General features: G+C 44.3%; 24 protein-coding genes, 1 tRNA gene and 2 riboswitches. Of the genes, 13 read left to right on the top strand and 12 right to left on the bottom strand.

All coding sequences use genetic code 11. The features are described from left to right. Window positions 1-95: 95 nt before the first annotated feature. From pdxS to MKY14_RS26910, 7 genes are all read left to right on the top strand, one after another. Window positions 96-977 carry a pyridoxal 5'-phosphate synthase lyase subunit PdxS gene (pdxS, locus tag MKY14_RS26940; RefSeq protein ID WP_036679980.1) on the top strand — a complete coding sequence of 294 codons (882 nt, stop codon included), beginning with the start codon at window positions 96-98 and terminating at the stop codon, window positions 975-977. Between the two features lie 18 nt (window positions 978-995). Next, on the top strand, window positions 996-1,592 hold the full coding sequence (gene pdxT / locus MKY14_RS26935) for a pyridoxal 5'-phosphate synthase glutaminase subunit PdxT (RefSeq protein WP_076130391.1): 597 nt from the start codon (window positions 996-998) through the stop codon (window positions 1,590-1,592). 74 nt (window positions 1,593-1,666) lie between these two features. Next, entirely contained in the window at window positions 1,667-2,953 is a 1,287-nt protein-coding gene (serS, locus tag MKY14_RS26930) for a serine--tRNA ligase (protein ID WP_038568043.1), read from the top strand. A 67-nt stretch (window positions 2,954-3,020) separates the two neighbouring features. Further along, window positions 3,021-3,109, top strand: a tRNA-Ser gene (locus MKY14_RS26925). 146 nt (window positions 3,110-3,255) lie between these two features. Next, window positions 3,256-3,597: a hypothetical protein gene (locus tag MKY14_RS26920; protein WP_036679977.1), complete on the top strand. Its 342-nt coding sequence runs from the start codon at window positions 3,256-3,258 to the stop codon at window positions 3,595-3,597. Between the two features lie 11 nt (window positions 3,598-3,608). Beyond that, complete coding sequence (locus MKY14_RS26915; protein WP_036679976.1) at window positions 3,609-3,761, top strand: small acid-soluble spore protein P; 153 nt, start codon at window positions 3,609-3,611, stop codon at window positions 3,759-3,761. Between the two features lie 105 nt (window positions 3,762-3,866). Continuing rightward, window positions 3,867-4,958 (top strand): hypothetical protein, encoded by a 1,092-nt coding sequence (locus MKY14_RS26910; protein WP_340977743.1) that lies wholly within the window; start codon window positions 3,867-3,869, stop codon window positions 4,956-4,958. A 105-nt stretch (window positions 4,959-5,063) separates the two neighbouring features. Here the strand turns inward: MKY14_RS26910 and MKY14_RS26905 are convergent, their stop codons facing one another. Then, on the bottom strand, window positions 5,064-5,633 hold the full coding sequence (locus MKY14_RS26905) for a GNAT family N-acetyltransferase (protein WP_076187218.1): 570 nt from the start codon (window positions 5,631-5,633) through the stop codon (window positions 5,064-5,066). Then, entirely contained in the window at window positions 5,634-6,155 is a 522-nt protein-coding gene (tadA, locus tag MKY14_RS26900; RefSeq protein ID WP_248549734.1) for a tRNA adenosine(34) deaminase TadA, read from the bottom strand. A gap of 304 nt (window positions 6,156-6,459) precedes the next feature. Between tadA and MKY14_RS26895 the strand changes: the two genes are divergently transcribed. Next, complete coding sequence (locus tag MKY14_RS26895) at window positions 6,460-8,787, top strand: sensor histidine kinase (RefSeq protein ID WP_248549731.1); 2,328 nt, start codon at window positions 6,460-6,462, stop codon at window positions 8,785-8,787. Further along, complete coding sequence (rluF, locus tag MKY14_RS26890) at window positions 8,777-9,478, top strand: 23S rRNA pseudouridine(2604) synthase RluF (RefSeq protein WP_036679985.1); 702 nt, start codon at window positions 8,777-8,779, stop codon at window positions 9,476-9,478. The genes MKY14_RS26895 and rluF overlap by 11 nt, the downstream gene beginning before the upstream one ends. 112 nt (window positions 9,479-9,590) lie before the next feature. On the opposite strand, the gene motB is transcribed toward rluF, so the two are convergent. Together motB and motA are read right to left on the bottom strand one after the other, a co-directional pair. After that, on the bottom strand, window positions 9,591-10,406 hold the full coding sequence (gene motB, locus MKY14_RS26885) for a flagellar motor protein MotB (protein WP_076130384.1): 816 nt from the start codon (window positions 10,404-10,406) through the stop codon (window positions 9,591-9,593). After that, the gene (gene motA, locus MKY14_RS26880) at window positions 10,390-11,190 is read right to left on the bottom strand and encodes a flagellar motor stator protein MotA (protein WP_036679967.1); all 801 of its coding nucleotides are present in this window, start codon (window positions 11,188-11,190) and stop codon (window positions 10,390-10,392) included. The genes motB and motA overlap by 17 nt, the downstream gene beginning before the upstream one ends. A 206-nt stretch (window positions 11,191-11,396) precedes the next feature. Between motA and MKY14_RS26875 the strand changes: the two genes are divergently transcribed. Continuing rightward, window positions 11,397-11,690 (top strand): hypothetical protein, encoded by a 294-nt coding sequence (locus MKY14_RS26875; RefSeq protein ID WP_036679966.1) that lies wholly within the window; start codon window positions 11,397-11,399, stop codon window positions 11,688-11,690. A 228-nt stretch (window positions 11,691-11,918) separates the two neighbouring features. Next, on the top strand, window positions 11,919-12,206 hold the full coding sequence (locus MKY14_RS26870; protein WP_076130383.1) for a 4a-hydroxytetrahydrobiopterin dehydratase: 288 nt from the start codon (window positions 11,919-11,921) through the stop codon (window positions 12,204-12,206). 81 nt (window positions 12,207-12,287) lie between these two features. Here the strand turns inward: MKY14_RS26870 and MKY14_RS26865 are convergent, their stop codons facing one another. From MKY14_RS26865 to MKY14_RS26840, 6 genes are all read right to left on the bottom strand, one after another. Then, on the bottom strand, window positions 12,288-12,644 hold the full coding sequence (locus tag MKY14_RS26865; protein WP_036679962.1) for a c-type cytochrome: 357 nt from the start codon (window positions 12,642-12,644) through the stop codon (window positions 12,288-12,290). Between the two features lie 127 nt (window positions 12,645-12,771). Continuing rightward, window positions 12,772-13,257 carry a GNAT family N-acetyltransferase gene (locus MKY14_RS26860; protein WP_076280416.1) on the bottom strand — a complete coding sequence of 162 codons (486 nt, stop codon included), beginning with the start codon at window positions 13,255-13,257 and terminating at the stop codon, window positions 12,772-12,774. Window positions 13,258-13,446: 189 nt separating this feature from the next. Next, a complete protein-coding gene (locus tag MKY14_RS26855; RefSeq protein WP_036679958.1) occupies window positions 13,447-13,938 on the bottom strand; it encodes a C40 family peptidase in 492 nt (163 codons plus the stop codon). A gap of 5 nt (window positions 13,939-13,943) precedes the next feature. Next, window positions 13,944-14,086: riboswitch (cyclic di-AMP (ydaO/yuaA leader) on the bottom strand. Between the two features lie 362 nt (window positions 14,087-14,448). Then, the gene (locus MKY14_RS26850; RefSeq protein ID WP_076130394.1) at window positions 14,449-14,877 is read right to left on the bottom strand and encodes a C40 family peptidase; all 429 of its coding nucleotides are present in this window, start codon (window positions 14,875-14,877) and stop codon (window positions 14,449-14,451) included. A 57-nt stretch (window positions 14,878-14,934) separates the two neighbouring features. After that, window positions 14,935-15,073: riboswitch (cyclic di-AMP (ydaO/yuaA leader) on the bottom strand. Window positions 15,074-15,291: 218 nt separating this feature from the next. Continuing rightward, the gene (locus tag MKY14_RS26845) at window positions 15,292-16,122 is read right to left on the bottom strand and encodes a hypothetical protein (RefSeq protein ID WP_340033837.1); all 831 of its coding nucleotides are present in this window, start codon (window positions 16,120-16,122) and stop codon (window positions 15,292-15,294) included. A gap of 11 nt (window positions 16,123-16,133) precedes the next feature. Further along, complete coding sequence (locus tag MKY14_RS26840; RefSeq protein ID WP_076187210.1) at window positions 16,134-18,140, bottom strand: M1 family metallopeptidase; 2,007 nt, start codon at window positions 18,138-18,140, stop codon at window positions 16,134-16,136. A 103-nt stretch (window positions 18,141-18,243) separates the two neighbouring features. On the opposite strand from MKY14_RS26840, the gene MKY14_RS26835 reads away from it, so the two are divergent. Continuing rightward, window positions 18,244-18,750, top strand: a complete 507-nt coding sequence (locus MKY14_RS26835; protein ID WP_036679953.1) for a YwhD family protein — start codon at window positions 18,244-18,246, stop codon at window positions 18,748-18,750. A gap of 79 nt (window positions 18,751-18,829) precedes the next feature. Here MKY14_RS26835 and MKY14_RS26830 read toward each other — a convergent pair whose 3' ends face one another. Then, window positions 18,830-19,303 carry an AbrB/MazE/SpoVT family DNA-binding domain-containing protein gene (locus MKY14_RS26830; protein ID WP_038568063.1) on the bottom strand — a complete coding sequence of 158 codons (474 nt, stop codon included), beginning with the start codon at window positions 19,301-19,303 and terminating at the stop codon, window positions 18,830-18,832. 205 nt (window positions 19,304-19,508) lie between these two features. After that, window positions 19,509-21,575, bottom strand: a complete 2,067-nt coding sequence (locus tag MKY14_RS26825) for a transglycosylase domain-containing protein (RefSeq protein WP_340977738.1) — start codon at window positions 21,573-21,575, stop codon at window positions 19,509-19,511. Between the two features lie 181 nt (window positions 21,576-21,756). On the opposite strand from MKY14_RS26825, the gene MKY14_RS26820 reads away from it, so the two are divergent. Beyond that, entirely contained in the window at window positions 21,757-22,935 is a 1,179-nt protein-coding gene (locus tag MKY14_RS26820) for a hypothetical protein (protein ID WP_340977737.1), read from the top strand. Window positions 22,936-23,042: the final 107 nt, after the last annotated feature.

Raw genomic sequence — 23,042 nt, 5'->3', positions numbered from 1 at the left:
ATCAGCAGTAAATCCGAGTAAATGGGTTGTAGATTTCCCTTCATTGGGGTAAAATTACAAGTTAGATTAAGATAGATCATTCGGGGGGTTAGGACATGGAAACAGGTACATCGCGAGTTAAAAGAGGCATGGCAGAAATGCAAAAAGGCGGCGTCATTATGGACGTCATGAATGCAGAGCAAGCAAAAATTGCTGAGGCTGCTGGTGCAGTTGCTGTTATGGCTCTGGAACGCGTACCTTCTGACATTCGTGCAGCTGGCGGTGTAGCACGGATGGCCGATCCTACAATTGTAGAAGAGGTTCTCAAGGTGGTAAGTATCCCTGTTATGGCTAAGGCTCGTATCGGCCATTATGTAGAAGCGAAAGTTCTAGAATCTTTGGGTGTTGATTACTTGGATGAGAGTGAAGTTCTTACTCCTGCTGATGAAGTATTCCATATTGATAAACATGAATTTACCGTTCCTTTTGTATGTGGAGCGAAGGATCTGGGAGAAGCACTGAGACGTATTAACGAAGGTGCCTCCATGATTCGTACAAAAGGTGAACCAGGAACAGGCAACATTGTTGAGGCCGTGCGTCACATGCGCTTTATCAACAGTCAAATCCGTAAAGTAACGAATTTGTCCAAGGACGAGCTATATAATGAAGCAAAGAACCTGGGAGTTTCCTACGAGCTGTTGCTCGAAGTACATGAGCTTGGCAAACTGCCGGTTGTTAACTTTGCCGCTGGGGGTGTAGCTACTCCTGCAGATGCTGCTCTTATGATGCATTTGGGTGCTGATGGTGTATTCGTAGGCTCGGGTATTTTTAAATCGGACAATCCTGAGAAATTTGCGCGTGCGATTGTTGAAGCCACTACACACTATACTGATTACAAACTGATTGCTGAAGTATCCAAGAACCTTGGTGCACCAATGAAGGGGATTGATATTGCAACTCTCACCCCGGCTGAACGTATGTCGGAGCGTGGCCGTTAATAGAGAGAAGGTTGTAGGATGAAGATAGGAGTATTGGCGCTGCAAGGCGCTGTTACGGAGCATATTGTTAGTATAGAGAAGACCGGTGCAGAAGGCGTGCCTATCAAGCGTGTGGAGCAGCTAGAAGAGGTTGAAGGCCTGATTATCCCCGGCGGAGAAAGTACAACGATTGGAAAGCTAATGCGGAAATATGGCTTCATAGAAGCCATCCGTGATTTTTCTGATCAGGGTAAGCCTATTTTTGGCACATGTGCGGGTATGATCGTGCTGGCCAAAAAAATTGCCGGTGGTGAACCGGGGCATTTGGAGCTAATGGATATTACCGTAGCCCGGAATGCATTCGGCCGCCAACGGGAAAGCTTTGAATGTGATCTGGAGGTTAAAGGCATTGATGAGCCGGTTCGTGCTGTGTTTATACGTGCACCGCTTATCAACGAGGTAGGACCGGGAGTTGATGTGCTTACAGTCTATAATGATGAGATTGTAACCGCGCGCGAAGGCAACTTGCTGGTGTCTTCTTTTCATCCAGAACTGACCGATGATTTCAGACTGCACCAATATTTTGCCGATATGGTAGAGGCGAATAGGGAAGTCCAACAACAAAATCGCATATAAAGAACATCCTGACTCTTTCAAAGCTGTAATCAGCATTTTGAAAGAGTTTAGGCTGTTTTCAGGAGGGAAACTTTGTGTTAGATGTGAAAATACTACGTAGTGATTACGCAAGAGTGGAAGAGGCTTTAGAAAAACGGGGCAAATCACTGGATTTAATTGCTGATTTTCCACAACTTGATTTGCGTCGACGTGAATTACTGCAAGAAACCGAAGGTCTTAAGAACCGTCGTAATACAGTTTCAGGTGAAGTAGCGAAAAAGAAAAAGAACGGCGAGCCAGCAGATGATCTAATTACAGAAATGCGTACAGTATCTGACCGAATTAAAGAGCTTGATGATGAAGTACGTGAACTGGAAGCTCAGATTGCTGATCTTACTATGAATATCCCTAATATTCCTCATGATTCAGTTCCAGTAGGGAAATCCGAGGATGATAACGTTGAATTACGCCGCTGGTCGGAGCCCAAAGAGTTCGGATTCACTCCGAAATCACATTGGGAGCTTGCGCAGCAGCTTGATATTATTGATTTTGAAGCTGCAGCAAAGGTTACAGGATCCCGGTTTGTTTTCTATAAAGGACTTGGAGCACGTCTAGAACGGGCGCTGATTAACTTTATGATGGATCTTCACAGTGGTGAGCATAACTATGAGGAAATGCTGCCGCCTTACATTGTAAACAAAGACAGCTTGTATGGTACAGGACAACTGCCTAAATTCGAAGAGGATCTGTTCAAGCTGCGGGATACCGAATACTATTTGATTCCTACAGCTGAAGTACCGGTAACGAACTACTATCGCGAAGAGATTTTGACGGCAGCTGACCTGCCTAAATACCATGTAGCTTACAGCTCTTGTTTCCGTTCTGAGGCGGGCTCGGCGGGCCGTGATACTCGCGGTTTGATTCGCCAGCATCAATTCAACAAGGTAGAGTTGGTGAAGCTCACCACCCCTGAATCCTCTTATGAGGAATTAGAAAAAATGACAGCAGACGCTGAAAGTGTGCTGCAGCTGTTAGGACTGCCTTATCGTGTACTTGGGTTATGTACGGCTGATATGGGCTTTACATCGGCTAAGACGTACGATTTGGAAGTGTGGTTGCCTGAGAGTGGGATGTACCGTGAGATCTCCTCTTGCTCAAATACAGAAGACTTCCAAGCACGCCGGGCAAATATTCGTTTCCGTAAGGATCCAAAATCGAAGCCTGAATTTGTTCATACGCTGAACGGCTCTGCTTTGGCTGTTGGACGTACGGTTGCTGCAATTCTTGAGAATTATCAGCAAGAGGATGGCAGTGTTCTGATTCCAGAATGCCTACAACCTTATATGCGCAATGTAAAATCGATACAACCAAAAACTATTTAAAGATATAGTTGCTTTTTCTTTGCATTGTATGGTACAATCCTAATGCATGTGAAATTTAAATGCATTTGGAGAGGTACCGAAGCGGTCATAACGGGGCGGTCTTGAAAACCGTTAGGGTGCAAGCCCACATGGGTTCGAATCCCATCCTCTCCGCCATTCCTTTATGAACTTAAAGAATAATTAGATAGAAACCGTTCCCTCTGGGGGACGGTTTTTTTGTTTTGTTTGGTAGACCCAGTTCTATTGAGAATAAAAAGCTTCATTTCTCCGCAATGTATTAGAGAAGGAGGATGATCATAATCATGGATAGATCATTAGAAGTTGATCAGCATAAGCTTGTCTCAGCCTGGCAGGAGCGTTTGCCGGCGTTGATGGATGATGGGGATAGTTTCAGTGTGCTGGCGGATAATGGGGATCCGAATAGCTTGCTGATTCATTTTAATGCGGCAGGTCATCAAGGCTATTCACTGGATTTTCGCTGCAAGTATGTAGATAGCAGAGAAGTGGCAGTGGATCTGCTGGATGTGGAACAGAGCGGTCTCCATATTGATGAGCGTAGCGATGCCGTACAGCAGCTGGCACAGCAATACTCACGGCAAATTCATGAATGTGCTCAGGCTCTTCAGAACTTGACCAATCCTTAGGAGGAATGAAAATGTCGAAACCAAAAAGTATCCCTGTTCCTGGGGCAGAGCCAACAAGTGGTGAGCGGAGAAAAGACCATGCTCCTTCAGGTCCAGAACCGCTTTCAGGTTCTAAAAAGGTGAAACAAGCGAACCATGTTGACCACCATAATCCACAAGGTTAACAAATAAAAACGTTAAGAATTTTAAAGAAGTGTTTCTTGATTTTTACAAATGGTTTATCATAGGAGGGGGAGAGATTTCTTTTACAATGGGAGAGGAGAACAATAATGAACAAAAAGTGGGGTTTGTCGGCCGCTGCATTGCTGCTTACAGCAGCAGTAATTCTGCCGGGATGTGCAAGTAAACAGGAGGCGCCAAAAGAGGCCTTAAAATCAGCCGCTACTAAAGCGACTACAATGTCATCTTATGAGATGAAGAGTAAATTCACGATCAACGATCTTACGATCGAGACCTCTGACGCTGAATCTGCTGCAATGACTACACAGGTACTTAGTATGCTTAAGAATGCTGATATTACCATTGATGGGGTATATCAAGCAGAGCCAATGCAGACAGAACTAACTATGGTTCTGAATCTGAAAGGCGATATGAGCATGAGCTTTAATGTTCCTATGGTAATGACTGCCGAGAAGTTGTATGTTAAGATTCCATCTATTCCTTTCGTACCGATTCCTGAGACGATCCTCAATAAGTTTGTAGAGGTTGATCTGAAGGCGTTGGCAGAGCAGGAGGGTGCAGAATTTAACCCAAGTACGATGGATACTCAAAAAATGCAGAAGCTGTCTAATGAAGTGGTGGACACTGTCCTAGCTGAATATGACGAAGAAAAATATTTTAACGAGATTGATCCCAAAGATGCTAATTTACCAGAAGGTGTGGAAGCTGAACAAGTCGTTCAGTTCCAAGTGACTAACGATAATGTTAAAGAAGCAATCACTATCTTGGTGAATAATGCCCTGCCTAAAATTATTGATATCGTAAGCAAGGAAGAATACAAGGATATGCTGCAGATTAAAGATGCAGATCTAGCTAAGGCTAAAGAAGAACTGACATCAGGTGAAGCTAGAACTGAATTGGATAAGGGCTTAGCTGATCTTGATAAGTACCTTACCATCAACCAGTTCCACTATAATACTGCGATCAATAAGGACGGATACGCTGTGTATCAGGATTTATTGATGGATGTTAAAGTAAATGATCCGGAAGATGGCACAAAAGTGGCCTTCTCAGTAAATGGAACGGGCCAATACAGCAAGATCAACGAAAAGCCGGTATTCAAGATTGGTATCCCTCAAGGTGATGATGTAATTACAATGGATCAACTTGGAGAAGAATTCGGTGGTTTGGGAACTTATTAATCCCAGTTCGCAAGATAAAGACCCGCATGAGGCGTATATTATACGCCCATGCGGGTCTTTTTTTAGGAAAAAAAGTAGCACTGATTCCTGCGACAATGCAGAATCCTATTTCTGTTCCTCTGTCAGCACATCTTCAGTTAAGATTGCGTAGGTTTGGTGATCCTGCCACTGTCCATTTATTTTAAGATACTGACGGGCAACCCCTTCAGGTTTAAACCCACTCTTCTCCAGGACTCTTCGTGAAGCTTCATTATGCAATAAAATAGCTGCCTGAACTCTATGTAGACCTAAGGCTCGGAAAGCATAGCCAAGGACTAATCCGACCGCTGCTGTCATATAACCTTGTCCTTGCATCCGATGATCCATTAAATATCCTAAATCAGCATATTGTGCTACACCTCGTGAGACGTTGGACAATGTGATCTGACCGATTAGCTGTCCATCCAGCAGATAAATGCCGAACATATAAGCTCTGTCCTGTAGGGCGTCCTCAATACGCTGATTGATGATCTGTTGCTGACTCTCCAGGGTAAAGAAGTGCTCATCACGTTTTGGCTCAAACGGTTCGTGGGTTACCCGGTTATTTAAACGAAGTTCTAGCAGGCTCTGTGCATCCTTAAGCTCAAGTGGAGAAATATAGATCCCTTGAGAGGTATGATATAGAGTAAGGGTCATTTAGGAGTCCTCCTTTTGTTTAATTGGCTTTTTACGTAAACGGCGAAAGAAGGAGGTGAGTAGATCTGCACATTCTTCTTGTAAAACATCCTGTATTACCTCAGTTCTATGATTAAATCGCGGCTCTTCAAGCAAGTTCATGAGGGTCCCAGCACATCCAGCTTTAGGGTCAGGCGTTCCATATACCGTGAGAGGCACTCTGGACTGCACTATTGCTCCTGCACACATCGGACAAGGTTCTAGGGTGACGTACAGCTGGCAATCCAGCAGACGCCAAGAATTCATGACATTGCTGGCCTCGCGAATGGCTACCATCTCTGCATGGGCTGTCGAATCCATTGTCGTTTCTCGTAAATTGTATCCACGTCCTATAATTTCACCATGTCGAACAATGACAGCGCCAATAGGAACCTCACCTAATGCCTCAGCTTTACGTGCTTCTGCGATCGCCTGCCTCATCCAATATTCATGAACCACTTGTATATCTTCTGGCGATTCATTGGCTTTAATATTCAAGATCATCTTCCCTTCTTCTGTAACCATTGTACAACGAACAAATATTCGTTCTTAACAAAATGTGCATAACTCTGTGGATAACAGCCTACTTATACACATTTTTGTACACATCGGACTTTAATAATTTGTTTATATGTGCATAAGATGTGGATGGTTTCTTATATATTGTAGAGAAACACCTTTTGAATTTCAATATTTCGTGAATTAATAGGCTTGTTTTAAATGTCCTTTTCAAATGAGGGGGCAAAAGGTATGATGTTTATTATAGGCTCCGCAAGGATTTACCAGTGGATAAGAGGTGAATAACAGTTTGTCCATAAAGACAAAACTATCTGCTATTATTTTTGGAGCGGTACTGCTAATTTTAGCATTGAACCTGACATTTAACCTTTATGCCGCTCAGAATAATCTAAGAAATGAAAACGTAAATAATATGCAGATCACCGCTATGCAAATGGCTGTTTCTGTAGAACAAAGTAACTATAGCTCTAACTATGTAGAATATCAAATTGCGCATAACTTAAGAATGGCTGCCATTTTTGCCTCTAAGGAATTGGGTCCGGATTATAAGAATATAACCAACGCTCAACTAAAGGCTCTAACTTCCAAGTTGGGCGTGTCTAATATTTCAATTCTGGTAAAGACTGATAATGATATCGTGGTGACAAGGGCATCAAATCCTATTGATATTGGAATGTCCACTCAAGGTTGGGGGTACTGGTACCTTGCCCTTTTGGAGTTATTTGATAATCAGGAAGTCACTGTGGGGCAAGGTCAGGCATTGGATCATTTTTGGTCAGGCCCATTTGAATATTCAACCTACAATCCCGATTTCATTGAGAAGTGGGGTTATTATCATGATGAAGCAAGCAACTACATCATTAATCCTGTTATTCTCAATACTGCGGCTAGTGAATATGTCAAAATCACCAATCCCGATCAAATTGTAGAGCGAACCAAAGAAGTTAATCCTGGGATTTTAGAGCTTACAGGATTTAATCCAACAACATTTGGTTTAGCGAGTATGGCGGGCGATGGAAGCGATGCATTTAAAAAGAAACTTGGCAACCGCCCAATTAAGTTCGGTACCTATACTTATGGTAATGTGGAGCAAGATAAAGCGGCCATTCTATTAGCTCAGCAGAAGCAGAAGCCAGTTACACTGGAGACGAGAGTACATGGGAAAAGAGTACTCAAAAGCTTCATTCCTATCCAGACTGCTAAAATGGAACCTTATGTAATCGGTGTAGTTTTGGATTATTCTGTGATTTCATCCGTAGTTCATGAACAATTAACCAATTATTTGACTACGTCTCTGTTGTTGCTGGCATTATTTTTGCTATGTAGTTACATACTTTCAGGTTTTGTTACCCGTCCAATTCAGGCTATACTTGCTAAAGTCAATGATGTAGCGCGAGGTAAGTTCGAACCTCCATTAAGCGTAACCTCTCGTGATGAGCTAGGTCAATTAGCCTTGCGGATTAACGCTATGACTTCTCATCTTATGCAACGCACCAATCGTCTTAAGCAGACGCTGGAAGAGAACCGGGCGGTTAAGGAGCATTTGGAATCCGTAATTAACGGTACGTCGGATGCGATTCATACGTTGGATATGGAGGGACGAATCACTAGCACTAACAGAGCCTTTGAGGAGCTGTACGGATGGAGTGCAACAGAAGTGATAGGCAATATGCCATATCTTGTACCCGCGACAGCGCTTAAGCAAGAGGAAGAGCGGCTTGACGCGTTAAGAAATGGTGCAGTTCTGCCGCCGATCGAGACAGTGAGACTTAAACGGGACGGATCATTAGTTGAAGTTAGCGTTAGTACCTCGATAATTCGAGATGAAGAGGGTTATCCCCATTCCTTTATTCACGTTTCTCGTGATATGACGGAACGCAATCGAATGGAGGAGCTGCTTAGACGCTCTGAGAAACTAACTACAGTCGGCCAATTGGCCGCAGGAGTAGCTCATGAGATTCGTAATCCTCTTACCACATTAAAAGGATTTCTACAGCTTCAACAGGAGAAGGAGCTCTTGGTTCCGCTTCATATAGAGCTGATGTTATCCGAGCTGGAGCGGATTAATCTTATCGTCAGTGAATTTTTAATTCTGGCTAAGCCACAAGCCGTTCATTTTCAGGAGAAAGATCTTCGCTACATATTAGGTGATGTAGTTTCTCTATTGGATAGTCTGGCTCATCTACATGATATTCAATTTAGTACGAAATTCTCTGAACAACCTGCTACTGTACATTGTGAAGAGAACCAGCTGAAGCAGGTATTTATTAATATTGTTAAAAATGCAATTGAGGCTATGCCCGAGGGTGGCGTCATTTCGATGGAACTTTGGAACTCTGTGGATTGCGTCTTTATTGTAATTAAAGATCAGGGTGAAGGGATTCCAGAGGACGTGCTGCCTAAGCTGGGTGAACCGTTCTTCACGAATAAGGAATCGGGGACTGGTCTTGGGTTAATGATTAGCCAGCGTATTATTCAGGCTCATAAGGGTCATTTGGAAATACAAAGTGAAGTTGGCCGGGGGACAACCGTTATGATTAAGCTGCCTGCAGCTGGAGGGGTTACACCTTGGCTCAACATTAAGGATGAACGGAGTGAAGAACAACGTGAGAATTAATAAATTCATCAGTGAGACAGGGTACTGTTCACGCCGAGAAGCAGACAAGCTTGTGGATGCCGGCAGAGTTACGATCAACGGAGAGCCTGCTGTGCTGGGCAGTCAGGCTGTTCCGGGCGATGATGTGCGAATAGATGGTATAGCGCTTGAAACCTCGAGCCAGACGGTCTACATTGCTCTAAACAAGCCGGTTGGGATTACATCAACCACAGAACAGCATATCAAGGGGAATATTGTCGATTTTGTAGGTCATCATGAGCGTATATTCCCGATTGGTCGTCTCGATAAGGATTCGGAAGGATTAATCTTGCTTACTAATGATGGTGATATCGTTAATAAAATTTTGCGGGCGGAAGGCCGGCATGAAAAAGAATATGTGGTTACCGTGGACAGACCCATTACGCCTTCATTTATTACCGGCATGTCGAGCGGTGTGAAAATATTAGGTGAGAAGACGCTGCCCTGTGAGGTCACGCGTATTACGGAGCGTGTCTTCCGTATTATTTTGACAGAGGGCAAAAATCGCCAGATTCGTCGTATGTGCAGCGCTTTTGGCTATGAGGTTCGAAAGCTGCAACGCATTCGGATTATGAATATTCGCCTGGGGGCATTGCAAACGGGAGAATGGCGGGAGCTGTCTGCTGATGAGAAGAAAGAGCTTGGAGCTACGCTGAACTACGAATTACTGTAGGAATGTTATTACAATGTTACAGGTCCATATAGAATGTAGTACTCGCAACAAAAAAGAGCTGTCCGGGGTCTAAGACCTTTGGACAGCTCTTTTTATTACCTTACGACATCACTTATTCAGCAGAGGGAACAATCCCTGTAAACTCTTTGGATTCTTGATATTTGCGAATAATGGAAACCTCTACCCGGCGATTCTTGCTTCGACCGGTAGCTGTGTCATTATCCGAAATAGGATGATACTCGCCGTATCCAATCGCACTAAATTTGCGCGGATTTAGATTCGTGTTCTGCAGCAAAATCTTCATAAACTGAAGTGCCCGATCCGCACTCAGATCCCAGTTGGATGAATAGTTGCTATTAGAAATTGGAATATCGTCGGTGTGCCCTTGCACTACTACATCATAATCCGGGAATTGCTGCAGCATCGTTGAGATGGATTTAGCTAATTGCCGCGAATCATCCTTAACAATGGCTTGGCCAGAGGCGAACAATGCGTTATCACTGATCGTAATCATTAGCTGAGATTGATTAAGCTTCGTACTGAGCAGATCAGTTAGACCGTTGCTCTTAATATATTGATCGAATTGTTTCTTAAGCTTCTCTAAATCCTCTTGTTCCTTTTGTCGTAGCTTTGCCATTTCTGCTTCTTCAGCTTTCTTGGAAGTAGAGCTACCCATCTTATCATTTTTCCCTAGATCTTCTTGAGTTTTACTAGGCATTGCTGCCCGCTCTTCAAGAATACCTGTACCGCCATTAAGTGCGGAACTGAAGGCTTGACTCATCTCTTCAAATTTCTTGGCATCCGTTGCGCTCATAGAATACATAACGATGAACAGAGCCACCAGAAGAGTCATGAGGTCGGAATAAGGTAACAGCCACGATTCATCGGCATGTTCTTCATGCTCTTCGTGTCTAGTCTTTTTGCTCACCTGATCCACCGTCCTTCTCATTTAACTTAACGCGTTGCGAAGGTGTTAGGAATACAGCAAGCTTCTGATTGATGGCAATAGTAGATACACCGGACTGTATGGACAAAAGACCTTCGACCATCATCATTCGAACTTCGATTTCTTGTTTGGAGAGACGTTTCAGTTTATTAGCAATAGGATGCCATAATACGTAACCTGTAAAGATACCAAGCAAAGTGGCGATGAAGGCAGCCCCGATTGCCGCAGCCAATTTGTTCATATCACTCATATCAGCCAGAGCGGCGATGAGGCCGATAACCGCCCCGAGCACCCCAAGGGTAGGAGCATACATACCTGCCTGTGAGAAAATGAGCGCTCCTGCTTTATGTCTATCCTCTGTGGCGTGGATATCCTCCATGAGGACATCGCGGACAAAATCCTGATCATTTCCATCAATGATCATCCGCATGCCATTCCTGAGGAAGTTATCTTCTATTTCATCGACCTTTGATTCTAGAGCCAACAGACCTTCACGCCGTGTGATAGAAGCCCATTCCATGAACATAGTGATTAATTCGGGTTTACTGATTAATTTCTTTTTGATAAAAATCATTTTGAACAGACTTGGAATCTTTTTGACCTCGTTGAAAGGAAAGGCCATGAAAATAGACGCTGCCGTACCCACCAAGATAATAACGTAAGCAGCAGGTGTGGCCAAAGCATGAAGTGGAGCGTGCTTGAGGATCATGCCCCAGATTACAGCAACCAAACCAAAAATTAAACCAATTATTGTTGAAATTTCCATTTTGCACCTCGTCCGTGAGATTTAAGATGTGTTCCGACAATGCCGCGTATATCATCCTTGAAACAGCGGCAGGGCACTCTGTGCGAAACCGAATTAACGTATATTCTTATTTATCGACATCATTCGGTTTTTTGTGAAGTCATTTTTTCGGCTATAATGGATAAGGTAAGTAATTATTCATCTGTGAAGAAAACGGAGTGATATACGTGGGTGTAAAGCATGGTAGAGATTACGGTGAAATTCTAACAGATTTGACCGAAGCCGTCGGACGAATTTCCGATGGATATTTATTTTTTGAGATGGATCCGGACGAGTGGCAGGAACTACCCCAAGAATCAAAGCTGGAGGTATGGGAAGCATTGGCTGAGGATCTTTTCTTCGCGCTGGGTAATGAACCTATGATTGAAGTGGGGAGCGGCGTAATTATTTACGATAAGGACACGCATCGCATTAATATTTTAGTTGGCGAAGAGGATTTGGCTTCAGTGGTTTTGATTTAGGCAGAGGAGACGTCTGGACGTAATTTGCCCGTAGTTAGTAGCCCGTGTTAAAATTGATAAAGCCGAGTTATAATCGCTGGGATTTGTGAATACATTAAATCGAAAATATCGCCTTTATCCTGGCACATCCCTTGGACCTCAGAAGCTAAGGGATGTTTTGTTTAACGCCTATGTCAAGTAAAGGGAACTGCGCACTTTACTGCAATTTTTTGTAAGGGAGGAAACGAATTGTTATTTACGGAAGAGGAACTGCGTGAGGAGATCACCAAGCTGGAGGGGTGGAAGCTGGATAATAATGTTATGGTGCGAAAATATATGTTCAGCCAATATATGAAGGGCATTGCGTTCGTTGATGAAGTAGCCACGATTTCAGAAGCCTTCGATCATCATCCACATATTACGATTGATTATAAAACAGTTACCCTGCGACTTGAATCTAATGAAGAAGATGGGATTACGGCTCTAGATCTTCGAGCGGCGCATGAATTTAATGAAGCCTTTGAAAAAAATCATTAGTTTAGCCAAAATCATAAAATAAACGCCCGTGCATAGATAGTCACCTATCTCATACACGGGCGTTTTTAGTTGCTTGATGGGTTACTTTTTCTCTGAGAGCCAGAGTGCGACGTTGGCGATCTCTTCAGGGGCTAGCTTCTCCTTAAAGGAAGGCATTTGACCACGTCCTTTGGTGACGATGCTGTAGATTTCCTCAGCGTCATGCTGGCCGCCTTCATTCTGAAGACTTGGTCCAACTCCACCTTGAAGCTGATCGCCGTGACAGGTGATACAGCTGGCTTTCACGGTTGCTTCTGCCTTTGCTGCGTCCAGTTGAACTACCGGCATCGTGGGCTTATTTTCTTCCGCTACCTCTTCTTTACCCGGAAGTGTAAACATGAGTACTACCGCAAAGGCACAGGCGGCAAAAAACAAACCGCTCATGATCCATTTCTGCATCCCAATTCGTCCCTTCTATGTAAGCTGCTCCCTACATTATAGCTTATGGTGAAGCGTTATCATAGGGTTTGTGACAAAAAAATGAACGAGAATACAATCATTCTTATGAAATATCTGGTATTTAATATCATTTATCATAGACCATGCAATAAAAAGGTTTGTCTCCTGTAGGTGTGCGGCGTTCATACGTATCTGTAATCGTAAATCCACATTTTTGATAAGTTCGAATGGCGCGTTGGTTCCAGGTCAGGACTTCTAGATCTATCTCTCGATCAGGATAACGACTCAAGGCTGTCTGGACGATGGCATCTACGAATAGTTTGCCTAAACCATGGCCGCATAGATCGGGGCGCATCCCAACTCCTAAACGGACGACTCCTTCCATCGGGAACAACTGTGCGAATCCGCACAAAACCTCTTGTTCATTTAATATGGAGATATATTGTTCCTCCCGGAGCTGCGGATCGCCAAACTCGATGCCAAGAGCCTGCATCTGCTCCCACGGCATCCAGCCATAAATATTATATGGGGGCGTATAGCTCCACTTACAAATAGCTTCTCCGTGAATTGCCTCCATAGGAACAACATGAAAAGTTACCGAGGGATTTATCATAAAGTCAACGATCTCCTTTCACGAGGACATTGCTATATTACTAATTATATACAAAATGGGGGAGGTTCGACTCAGAAACTTTATATGAGAGGAATGTTTTACAAATTATGAGAGGGGTAAATAAGTAATAAGACAAAAAAACAAGCTCTCCTCCAAGAGTTACCTTGGAAAAGAGCCTATGTACGTTACTTATTGAACATCATCATTGTCTTCCGATTCAGCAGCAACCGATTGGTAAGCGTCTGTGCTCATAATGCGCTTAGCACCAACGTAGCGTTTCACGTAGTAGCTATCACTCAGAGAGCTAATCGTAACACCGCGTGAGGTAGAAGCGTGTGCGAACTTACCTTCACCGACATAAATGCCGACATGGGAGACACCTTTGCCACTTGTATTGAAGAATACAAGATCTCCGGCTCTTATATCATCACGGGAGATTGCTGTGCCCATTTGATATTGGGAACCTGATTGGTGTGGAAGGTTAATGCCAATCTTATCAAACACATACATTGTAAATCCGGAGCAATCAAATCCGTTAGTGGATATACCGCCGGATACGTATTTAGTACCGATGGCCTTGTCAATCACTTTATCCATTTTGGAATCTGCGAAAGCGCTTCCTGCTCCGATGGTGAGGATGATGGAAAAGCTTAGTACTGCTGCTGCTAACTTCTTCTTCAAAAGTGTATACCCCTTCCAAATGCCTACGAGGTTAGCTTAAGGGTTCGGTTGAAGGTCCCCTATGACCCCTCTATATAATGGAGGTCAATTCACCCAAAGTTGGTTCCCCCGTTTTCCTAATAGTTAGGAAACTCGGCTCATACTGTTGATTAGGATTAGCTTGTAATCAATACATGACAAAACCTTTGTAAATAACAACTTAATGATTACAAAAATGTTACTAAAATCTCACTGCGCTAATTGTAACAAACAGAAAGCCGCTTGGCAATCGTTTTTAACATATTAATGCAGAAAAATTGGCATTTTTACGGTAGAAAGGCATATGTAAGCGTTAATAATGACCTAATTTTTAATATAATTGCAATTTTTATCAAATAAACGTGTTTCAATTGGGCTCTATTAGTGTAAAAATATATTATGGAAAAAAGAAAAACCCGAATTTGATTACGGGAATAATCAGATTCAGGTTCATATAGTTGTAATTATGAGGTTATAGTTGTGAGGAAGGTTTCAATCGAAGGCTACAGCTTGATAAGCTGAAGTACTCATTACTCTTTTAGCGCCAACATAACGATTGGCCCAGTAGGCCTGACTGAGTGAAGTGATGGTCACTCCACGCGAAGAGGACGATTGTGCGAATTTTCCGTTTCCAACATAAATGCCGACATGGGATACTCCATTGCCAAGTGTGTTAAAGAACACTAGATCACCAGAACGCAGATTGCTTTTGGATACAGCAGTTCCAACGCTATATTGAGCTTTTGATGTACGAGGTAAAGTAAGACCCACATTCTTGAATACATATTTTGTAAATCCAGAGCAATCAAATCCGGCAGTGCTTGTACCTCCGGTTTTATAGGCAACTCCAATAGTCTTTGAGATTACAGTGTCCATCTTAGAGTCGGCAAAGGCGCTTCCTCCACCAATAGATAATGCCATTACAAGTCCTAGCGCCGCAGCGACGCATTTTTTTCTTAAATTATGTCTTTTCAAAAGATGTACTCCTTCCAAGGCCTGCGAGGTTAGCTTAAGGGTTCGGTAGAAGATTCCCTATGATCCCTGTAAAGCGAGATCAATTCACCCAAAATATGGTTCCCCCACTTCCCGGTGCAAAGGAATTAGGCGTGTTAAGCACCAAGAGAATGACGTTTCGACAGTTACACTTACGATAAATACATTTAGTTATGTAGGAATCGTTTCAATTGATTACAAAATTGTTACTAATAGCACAGGACTTATTGTAACAGAGCTTTTATGATTTTGCAAATACTCTTAAGTTATCCGTAATGAGAAAAAGTCCCAGCTCCTGAATACAGGAATTGGGACCTTTTTATTATGTCAAATAAGGTTAATTTATTGTGGAAATGCTTTGCTACACCATAGATGATATTGTGCAGAGATTCCCCACATTTTTAAGAGCGTAGAAGGTAGTGGTGAGATTTGCCGTATTATAAGTGCCGGCAGGCCGGGACAGAACAGACCCGTCAGTCCGCACACTAGCAGTAAGAGCAAGCCTCCCGCACCAAGTACAATGGAAACACCTATAGCAGGAATCAGTGACCGCAAGCAGATGAACAGTGAGGAGAACATTCCTGTACCGCCGGTGTAACCAAACTGCATATATAGAAGAAACAGGCGCACGATAAAAATATATATAAGCCATGCCAATACGTATGGTACTAAATGAAGTAACAAAGTGTAGTTAAACAAAGAGGATAAGAACAGCCCGTACATTTTTGGAGCAAGCCAGTAAAGCGGCAGCAGGGTCAGCACCCATTCGATTAGGCTAAAGACTAAGACAGGTAGTCCATAGATCTTCATGCCGGGGAAAAAGAACAGCCCGCGCTCGCCCTTTCGCTCCTGGTGCAGCTCATGCAGCAATCCTGCCCTTATGAAAGGAGAAAGCAGAAGTCGCAAGACAACAAGTCCTAGAAGCATCCATAACCAAGTGCGTATCGTAGGGTCAGTATTCAAGCTGAACTGTCCCTCGATATAATACAACAGTCTGCCCATACCGCTGCCGCCGGCGTCTTTATCTGGATAGCGCAGTAGAATTGGAATAATGGCAGATCGGATGAAACCATACATAAAGTAGCCCCAGAGCAGTCGGTAGATGAAGAGCAGAATTAAAATATAAAATTGCTCCTTCATGCTTTGCCAGCCGCGGGTTATCGATGTTCTCACAATCATTCACCTCACCAGACAAGAGTTCCGAGCACGGTTTCAAGTAGTTTAGTTACACTTAACGTCCAGCGAGAGAGCGTCTTGGGCTCTATTTCCGCCAGCCTAAAGTTGTTTAAATGTTTGCTCTCCAATAAGATGGAATGCTCAGGGTCAATCTCAGCAGAGAGAAGAGGCTTATCGCTTAACAATTGAAACGTAGTCTCTGCTCCTTCACCGTTCCAGACCCGCTGCACCGAAGAGCTGTCGGCGAATGTGAATTTCACGGGAACATCAACGTAATGGCTCCCTTTATTTGAAATCTTCACTAATGATTCGTAGCTTTGAGCATCGCCGCTGTTATTTTTTTTAAAAGTAATCGTATCTACTGAGAAGTCAGGCGCACCATCACCATAAATGTAATCATCGAAATAGGCCTGCCATGATTTTTTGGTTACCTTCTCAACGACTTTCTGAAAATCTGACGTAGCGGGATGCTGGAAACGGAACTTACGAGCGTAGGAGGACATGATGTTGTTCATTGCTTTGGTACCTACCTGGCGTTCGATATCTTTAAGTACAAGCTTGCCGCGGATATAAACATTTCGGCTATAGGAATCCGCCCCTGCATATTTCCACGTTTCCAGATTTAACGGCTCAGGTATAGTTACCAGGCTGGCCTGTAAAGGCAAATTAGACTTGATACCGTATTCTTGTTCCATAAGTCTGTCTTCGGCATAGGAAGTAAAGCTTTCATCCAGCCAGGCCTCCTCGAATTCATTGCTGGCTACCATACCGTAGAAGTATTGATGGCCGATCTCATGAATGACGGTTCTTTCAAGTGAGGTATCTGGAGAAGAATCCGCGGCCCCAAAGGCTGTAATAAGGGTAGGATATTCCATTCCTCCCGCGCCGTTTCCCTCCTTAGGTGGGACGATAATAGACAGCGTAGAGTAGGGATAAGGGCCATACCATTTGCTGAAGTAGGTCAGGGCAGCCTTGGCAGCTTGAAGGTAACGCTCTTGTAAGTCTTTGTGCAGTGGGTCGAGATACACCTTAATTCGTACTCCAGGCACTTCCGGCGTAGAGAAAGCTTCCTCTGCTACTGTAAAATCAGGGGATGCAGCCCAAGCGAAGTCGTGGACATCATCGGCGTAGAACTGATATATTTTTTGATCTTGTTTGAGCTTGGCATTTTTTACAGGAAATCCGGTCGCAGCCACCGTATAGTTGGAAGGAACGGCAATCGTTACATTAAAGATGCCAAAATCACTGTAAAACTCAGAGGTCCCGTGATACTGATGCAGGTCCCAGCCTTCTTCTTTAACTCCGCGTGTGCCCTTAGGCTCGTATACACTAAGCTTAGGGAACCATTGCCCAGCCATAACGAAGTTACCTGAAGCACCCATGCGAGCAAAGATTTTGGGCAGCTGGACTTCATACTGAAGCTTAAGTGTTACACTTTCCCCACCATTAACAGGCTGAGGAAGATGTACCTTTAGAAGCGTCTTATCGTTGATATTGCCGTCATCAGGTTGAACATATTGCACTCTTTGCATTAGCGAAGTTCCCTCTGTCGTGCGCAGATCGGTCAGCGTCATATTTCCGAAGCCGTTCTCAGGCATGCTGTCGCCTCTGAGCGTCCCCCCGGATTCCTTCATAAAGGTGGTATCTGATGAGGCAAATGCATTTGGATACATGTGAAAATATAAATCACTTACTGGCTTTACTCCGGGGTGTGTCCAGGTTACTGTCTCAGAAGCTTTTAAGGTTTCTGTGTCAGGAACAAGCTGGACATCAATGTGATACTCGACTACCCGCTGGCTTAAAGCCTCCTCTGCCGGGACAGGCGCGCTCTCAGGCAATACCTGCTGTGGTACGGCTGCAGGCGCTGTGCCGCTGGAGGACTTGGCCTCTTTTGAAGCAAAGCTAGTAACAGAAGCTGTTGAGCTATCCCCTGAAAAGGCCCATATTCCTCCTCCCAGCAGCGCGAGGATGGCCAGGGTCGCAAAGATGATGTACTTTAATGACAGTGACTTCATAGTGTGATTCCTCCCGTGACAAGCATCTACGGGATGTATATGTTTGCAATCGCCGCATTATTAGCTAAAATTAAATTATTCGTAAGAGGAAGGGTGTGCACTCGTGGACAACATACAACCGGAGGGCAAGAAACAGATTGCCTTAAATATTGTGAACGCTAAAAGTAAACATAAAGGCTTTGGAGCAGGCTCTATAGATCTCAACAACGTTTCACCTGTCATTATTGATGGTGATGTGGCGGTTATTGATATCGGTGCCATGCATGCCAAGAGCAAGGTGGAAAAAGGAATTAAATTTTCCATGAATCGTGAAGATGTACCGAATGGAAGACAGGTTTGGGTGGTATGGGTAGCGGTAGACCGTACATTGGAAGCTCAATTTTATGGTGGAATCACAGCCTGTGAAATGTGGATTGATACAGAAGCGCGCCGCGGATGGAAAATTCTTGCCGAGCATGTCAATAAGCTGGATGCAGCTCTTAAACGCAAGATCGATGTGGCAGGGCTTGGAGCCATTGAGAAGTCGGCTCTCAAATCCCTTCTGATCTCTCATAATGAAGCATGGTGGAATGCATCCTCAGATGAGCTTAAAGCTGCACTGACTGAATAGTATAGGAGCCTCCAGAAGGGTTATCCGATATAAAAAAAGCTTCGACCTCCGGAAATAGGAGCGTCGAAGCTTTTTTAATTTATGATTTGCTTGTACTGCTAAGCTTGCGTTTGAGCTGACTCACTCTGGCTTGGCTAATCCCGAGGATTTCTGCAAGTTCTTTTTGGTTGGCATAGGGATGATCTTCAATAGCTTGTTCCAGACGTTGGCACATTTCCTCTGTCTTCGACTTTCGGATGCTGGTGTTGTGCTCTGGTGCCTCAACAACAAAATCCTCACGTGACTCTGGCAATTGAGACATGCGTTCAGGATCGACAATTTCTTTTAGACAGCTGCTACAAATAAACTGCTCTTTATAGTAGGTGACATGGTCGTGGCTTCTGCAAAATGTACACTCTGTCGAGGTGTACTTCCTAAGGACGATGATTTTTTCGTCTAAAACAAAAAATTCGATAGGATCACCAATGTCGATATTACGCGTCATACGGATTTCTGCGGGAACCACAATTCTCCCAAGACTGTCTAAACTCCGGATCATGCCTGTATCCTTCATCCCATGTCCCTCATTTACATCATTATATTTTGGTTTCTAATAACTATTATAGCAGTAATTGTGAGTTAAGAGAATGGGGTAAGCATAATAAATAAAACGGTTACATCCCTTATGCGACAAGTGATATTTGAATTTAGAAATCCTGTTGTTACTACAATATATGACTTATAAAAAAAGAAAAACCCCTTCAATATAAATGAAGAGGCTAATTCAACCACCAGCGTTTAATGTTCTTCCATAGGGAACGATTCTCTTCAGCAGGATCTACCTTGCTTTGTGTGTCATCGACAGCAGGAGCGGCGCCAGTTCCATGCAATTCGCAGTATTCGGTGGGCTCAGTTCCACTAATAAAGGTTTCCAGTTCTTTGTCGGGACATGCTGCTGTAGCAAGTTTACCGGATTGCGGATTGACGTATACGCTGACCACTCCATCTGGAATGGGGAAAATTTTTGGAGGGACATTTTCCAGCGCTTTTTCAGTAAATTGGGCGAAAATAGGAGCCGCACGCCGTCCGTCGGTAGTTGCGATGTCGCGCCCCTTGTCGTATCCAACCCAGACTGCCGTGGATAGCTCCGGGGTGAATCCTACCATCCAGCCATCTGTATCCGTAGTGCCGGTCTTGCCGGCTACCGGACGTTTGATTATGGAAGCCACACGATTGCCCGTCCCCCCAGTCTCGAATACCCCCTCCATTAAACGAGTCAGGACATAGGCAGCTGAAGGTTCTACGACGGTTACTCCTTTGGGTTGAGGTGCTTCATACAGGACCATGCCATTTGAATCGGTTATTTTTAGAATGGCTGTGGTCGGCATTTTCTGACCGCTGTTTCCAATTACAGCAAAAGCCGCAGCCATTTCAAGCGGACTGATCGGTGAAGTGCCTAGTGCCAGCGAAGGTACGCTTTGAAGTGGACTGTCAATGCCCATCTTCGCAGCCATTTCGCTCACTTTATCCGCGCCGATCTTCATAATTGTATTAACAGCATAGATATTGTCCGATGCTGCGATAGCTTGCCGCATATTAATTTCACCCAGATACTTATCCCCAAAGTTTCGGGGCTGATACGTTTTGCGGTTGTTATCATAATGAAACATCGTTGGCTGACTATTGAAGACCGAAAGTCCTGTCATCTCTTTGGAAGAGAGTGCGGCCAAATACATAATCGGCTTAAAGGAAGAACCCGGCTGGCGTGTGGTGGCCAAAGCATGATTGTACTGGTTGGTACGATAATTTTTTCCGCCGACCATTGCTTTGATGTAACCGGTGCGAGGATCGATGGATACAAGCGCAGTCTCCAGATCACTAGTTTGATCCATCTCTGTGTCAACAGCATTTTCTGCGGCATGCTGCATGTCAGGGTCAAGGGTGGTATAGACATTTAGTCCGCCTTGCTCCAGCTCATCATTACTGATGTGGAGCGATTCTGTAGCCAAATTGCGGATATAATCCCGGAAATAAGGCGCAGCTACAAGCGTATCCTTTTGCCCTTGCGGCTTGAAGTTTAAGTTCTCTTGGACAGCTTGTCCGGCTTCTTCCTGAGTGATATTACCTAAATTCGCCATGACGGTCAGGATGATTCTCTGGCGGTTTTTAGCATTGTCCATGTGGTTGTATGGTGAATAATAGGTAGGTCCCTTTGGAATTCCAGCCAGCATGGTACTCTCTGCCAGGTCTAAATCAGCTGCAGATTTACCAAAATACATCCGTGAGGCTGCTTCAATGCCGTAAGCACCGTGGCCATAATAGATATTATTTAAATACATGTTCAGGATTTCATCTTTGCTGTATTTCATCTCCAGCTGCATCGTATAGACAGCTTCTTTAGCCTTGCGCGTCCACGTTTTTTCATGGGATAGGTAGAGGTTACGTGCGAGCTGTTGAGTTAGCGTACTAGCACCCTGCGACCGGTTCCCCTCTTCCAGATTGACAAGAACAGCTCGTGCCATCCCTTTCAGATCAAATCCGGAATGCTCATAAAATTTACGATCCTCGACTGCTAGTGTAGCTTCAATGAGCAGGGGAGAAATTTGACTTAATTTGACGGGTTCACGGCTGCGGCCGTCTGAGGTAAAGGTGGCAAGAACATTGCCCCGGGAGTCAAACAGCTTGGAGCGCACATCATCGCTAATCGGTGGAAGATCTTTTTGATATAGATAACCGAGCAGAGCTCCGGTGGTTAATACAAATAATATGATCAAGGCTGCCAGCAGCCGAAATAAACGCCGGAAGCGGCTTTTTCGTTTCGGTGGATTCGTTGATTCGCGTGTCATGGCACCAGACTCCTTTCTTTCATATTATGGGGAAGGATCTGGAAGGATATTCATTAGGGATATGGAGGGTAACAAATTGTTTCTATTTTGTGATTGTTTAAGGTAGATAGGGTATCCTCTCTGGCGGTATAACAGAGTAGGGATTGTGAGTAAGGGTATATACATATTAGGAGGTGTCATCATGAAATGGACGAAAAGGATTCATAAGACGACAATAACCGCCCTCTCGGCGACGCTTATTATGGTTTCAGGCTGGAGTGCACCTGTAACTTCTGTACATGCTGCACCAGCACCAGCGACTTGCGGCACGGCAGATCACGGCTTGCTACAGGCCCTGCAAAACAAGCATTCAGGCGATGTATCCACACCGCTTAGCTTTTCTGATGTTCAGTTTTTGAATGGGAATATTGGACGGGCAGCAGGTAATGGATTTATGATTGGTACCTCTGACGGAGGTTGCCATTTTCAAGAGATCTATCAAGGCCAATGGAGCTTCAAACAATTCGATTTTCCCGATAATGTACATGGCTTTGCTCTTGCTTCTGTAGAGGAGGGGCAGGCTCAATATTTAATTGGTACCTCTAACGGTGGCTCGGAGTGGAAGAGACTTTCGAACAATGCCGTCAGCTTTGAAAGAATAAATTTTATCGATAGTAAGAAAGGTTTTGCTTATGAGAGAGCCGCCACGTTTTACACCAAAGACGGGGGGCTGAGCTGGAGTAAAATTTCCACCCCACCCAATACACGAGGCGCTTATTTTAGTGACCGGAATACCGGCTGGGCGGTTGTAATCGTGCCGGGAAGCGGATATCGGGTAATGAAGACCACAGATGGAGGGGGAACTTGGAGCCTTTCACTGAAGGCGGCTTTTGCCGAGCCCGAGTTTGGACAAATCTCCGCTAAGGGAGATCAGGTCGCTGTAGTGCTCTATGGCGGTACGGGGATGAGTCAGACCTCCTACTCGCTGTATGAAAGTGCGAACAGGGGGAAAAGTTGGAATCGTGTGATCGCTCAGGAAACTGCCGGCGGCGGGCCTGCGCCAGGCAGTGGCAAGGCTGAATTCAATAAAGGGCCAGCCGCTGGCAAACCCGGGAACCTGCAGCTTGTGGGAAACAGCACATCTTTTTTAGTGGGATTTTCTCCAGCAGCAGAGAAAGTGGCAGTTGGACGCTCTTATAACGGCGGTAAGCAATGGACTAATCTTCCGGAGCTCGCTGGTTATGACGGGGTAATCTCCTTCACTAGTAATAAAGAGGGCTGGCTCGCCATCCGTGAGCTTGATTACTCTTCCTTGTATGTGACCAAAGACGGCGGAGCTTCATGGGAAAGCAGGTTTTCTTTAAAAGTGACGACCCAATAATTCTCTTCAATAAAAAAATATAAGGGTCCGAAGTATTGTAAACATCGCAAATAGACAGCAGAGCAGCGATTCTCCGGATACTTGGAGAATCGCTGCTCTGTATTTTT

Source organism: Paenibacillus sp. FSL R5-0887, assembly GCF_038002305.1.
Classification (GTDB): Bacteria; Bacillota; Bacilli; order Paenibacillales; family Paenibacillaceae; genus Paenibacillus_AQ; species Paenibacillus_AQ odorifer.
Note: the sequence above shows the minus strand (reverse complement) of the source record. Positions and strands in the feature narration are given on the sequence as shown.

Excerpts from the sequence above, each read along its gene's own strand:
- pdxS (WP_036679980.1), top strand. The coding sequence starts at position 96 with ATGGAAACAGGTACATCGCGAGTTAAAAGAGGCATGGCAGAAATGCAA.
- pdxT (WP_076130391.1), top strand. The coding sequence starts at position 996 with ATGAAGATAGGAGTATTGGCGCTGCAAGGCGCTGTTACGGAGCATATT.
- MKY14_RS26920 (WP_036679977.1), top strand. The coding sequence starts at position 3,256 with ATGGATAGATCATTAGAAGTTGATCAGCATAAGCTTGTCTCAGCCTGG.
- MKY14_RS26915 (WP_036679976.1), top strand. The coding sequence starts at position 3,609 with ATGTCGAAACCAAAAAGTATCCCTGTTCCTGGGGCAGAGCCAACAAGT.
- MKY14_RS26910 (WP_340977743.1), top strand. The coding sequence starts at position 3,867 with ATGAACAAAAAGTGGGGTTTGTCGGCCGCTGCATTGCTGCTTACAGCA.
- MKY14_RS26905 (WP_076187218.1), bottom strand. The coding sequence starts at position 5,633 with ATGACCCTTACTCTATATCATACCTCTCAAGGGATCTATATTTCTCCA.
- tadA (WP_248549734.1), bottom strand. The coding sequence starts at position 6,155 with ATGATCTTGAATATTAAAGCCAATGAATCGCCAGAAGATATACAAGTG.
- motA (WP_036679967.1), bottom strand. The coding sequence starts at position 11,190 with ATGGAAATTTCAACAATAATTGGTTTAATTTTTGGTTTGGTTGCTGTA.
- MKY14_RS26865 (WP_036679962.1), bottom strand. The coding sequence starts at position 12,644 with ATGCAGAAATGGATCATGAGCGGTTTGTTTTTTGCCGCCTGTGCCTTT.
- MKY14_RS26860 (WP_076280416.1), bottom strand. The coding sequence starts at position 13,257 with ATGATAAATCCCTCGGTAACTTTTCATGTTGTTCCTATGGAGGCAATT.
- MKY14_RS26850 (WP_076130394.1), bottom strand. The coding sequence starts at position 14,877 with ATGGCATTATCTATTGGTGGAGGAAGCGCCTTTGCCGACTCTAAGATG.
- MKY14_RS26840 (WP_076187210.1), bottom strand. The coding sequence starts at position 18,140 with ATGAAGTCACTGTCATTAAAGTACATCATCTTTGCGACCCTGGCCATC.
- MKY14_RS26830 (WP_038568063.1), bottom strand. The coding sequence starts at position 19,303 with ATGAAGGATACAGGCATGATCCGGAGTTTAGACAGTCTTGGGAGAATT.
- MKY14_RS26825 (WP_340977738.1), bottom strand. The coding sequence starts at position 21,575 with ATGACACGCGAATCAACGAATCCACCGAAACGAAAAAGCCGCTTCCGG.
- MKY14_RS26820 (WP_340977737.1), top strand. The coding sequence starts at position 21,757 with ATGAAATGGACGAAAAGGATTCATAAGACGACAATAACCGCCCTCTCG.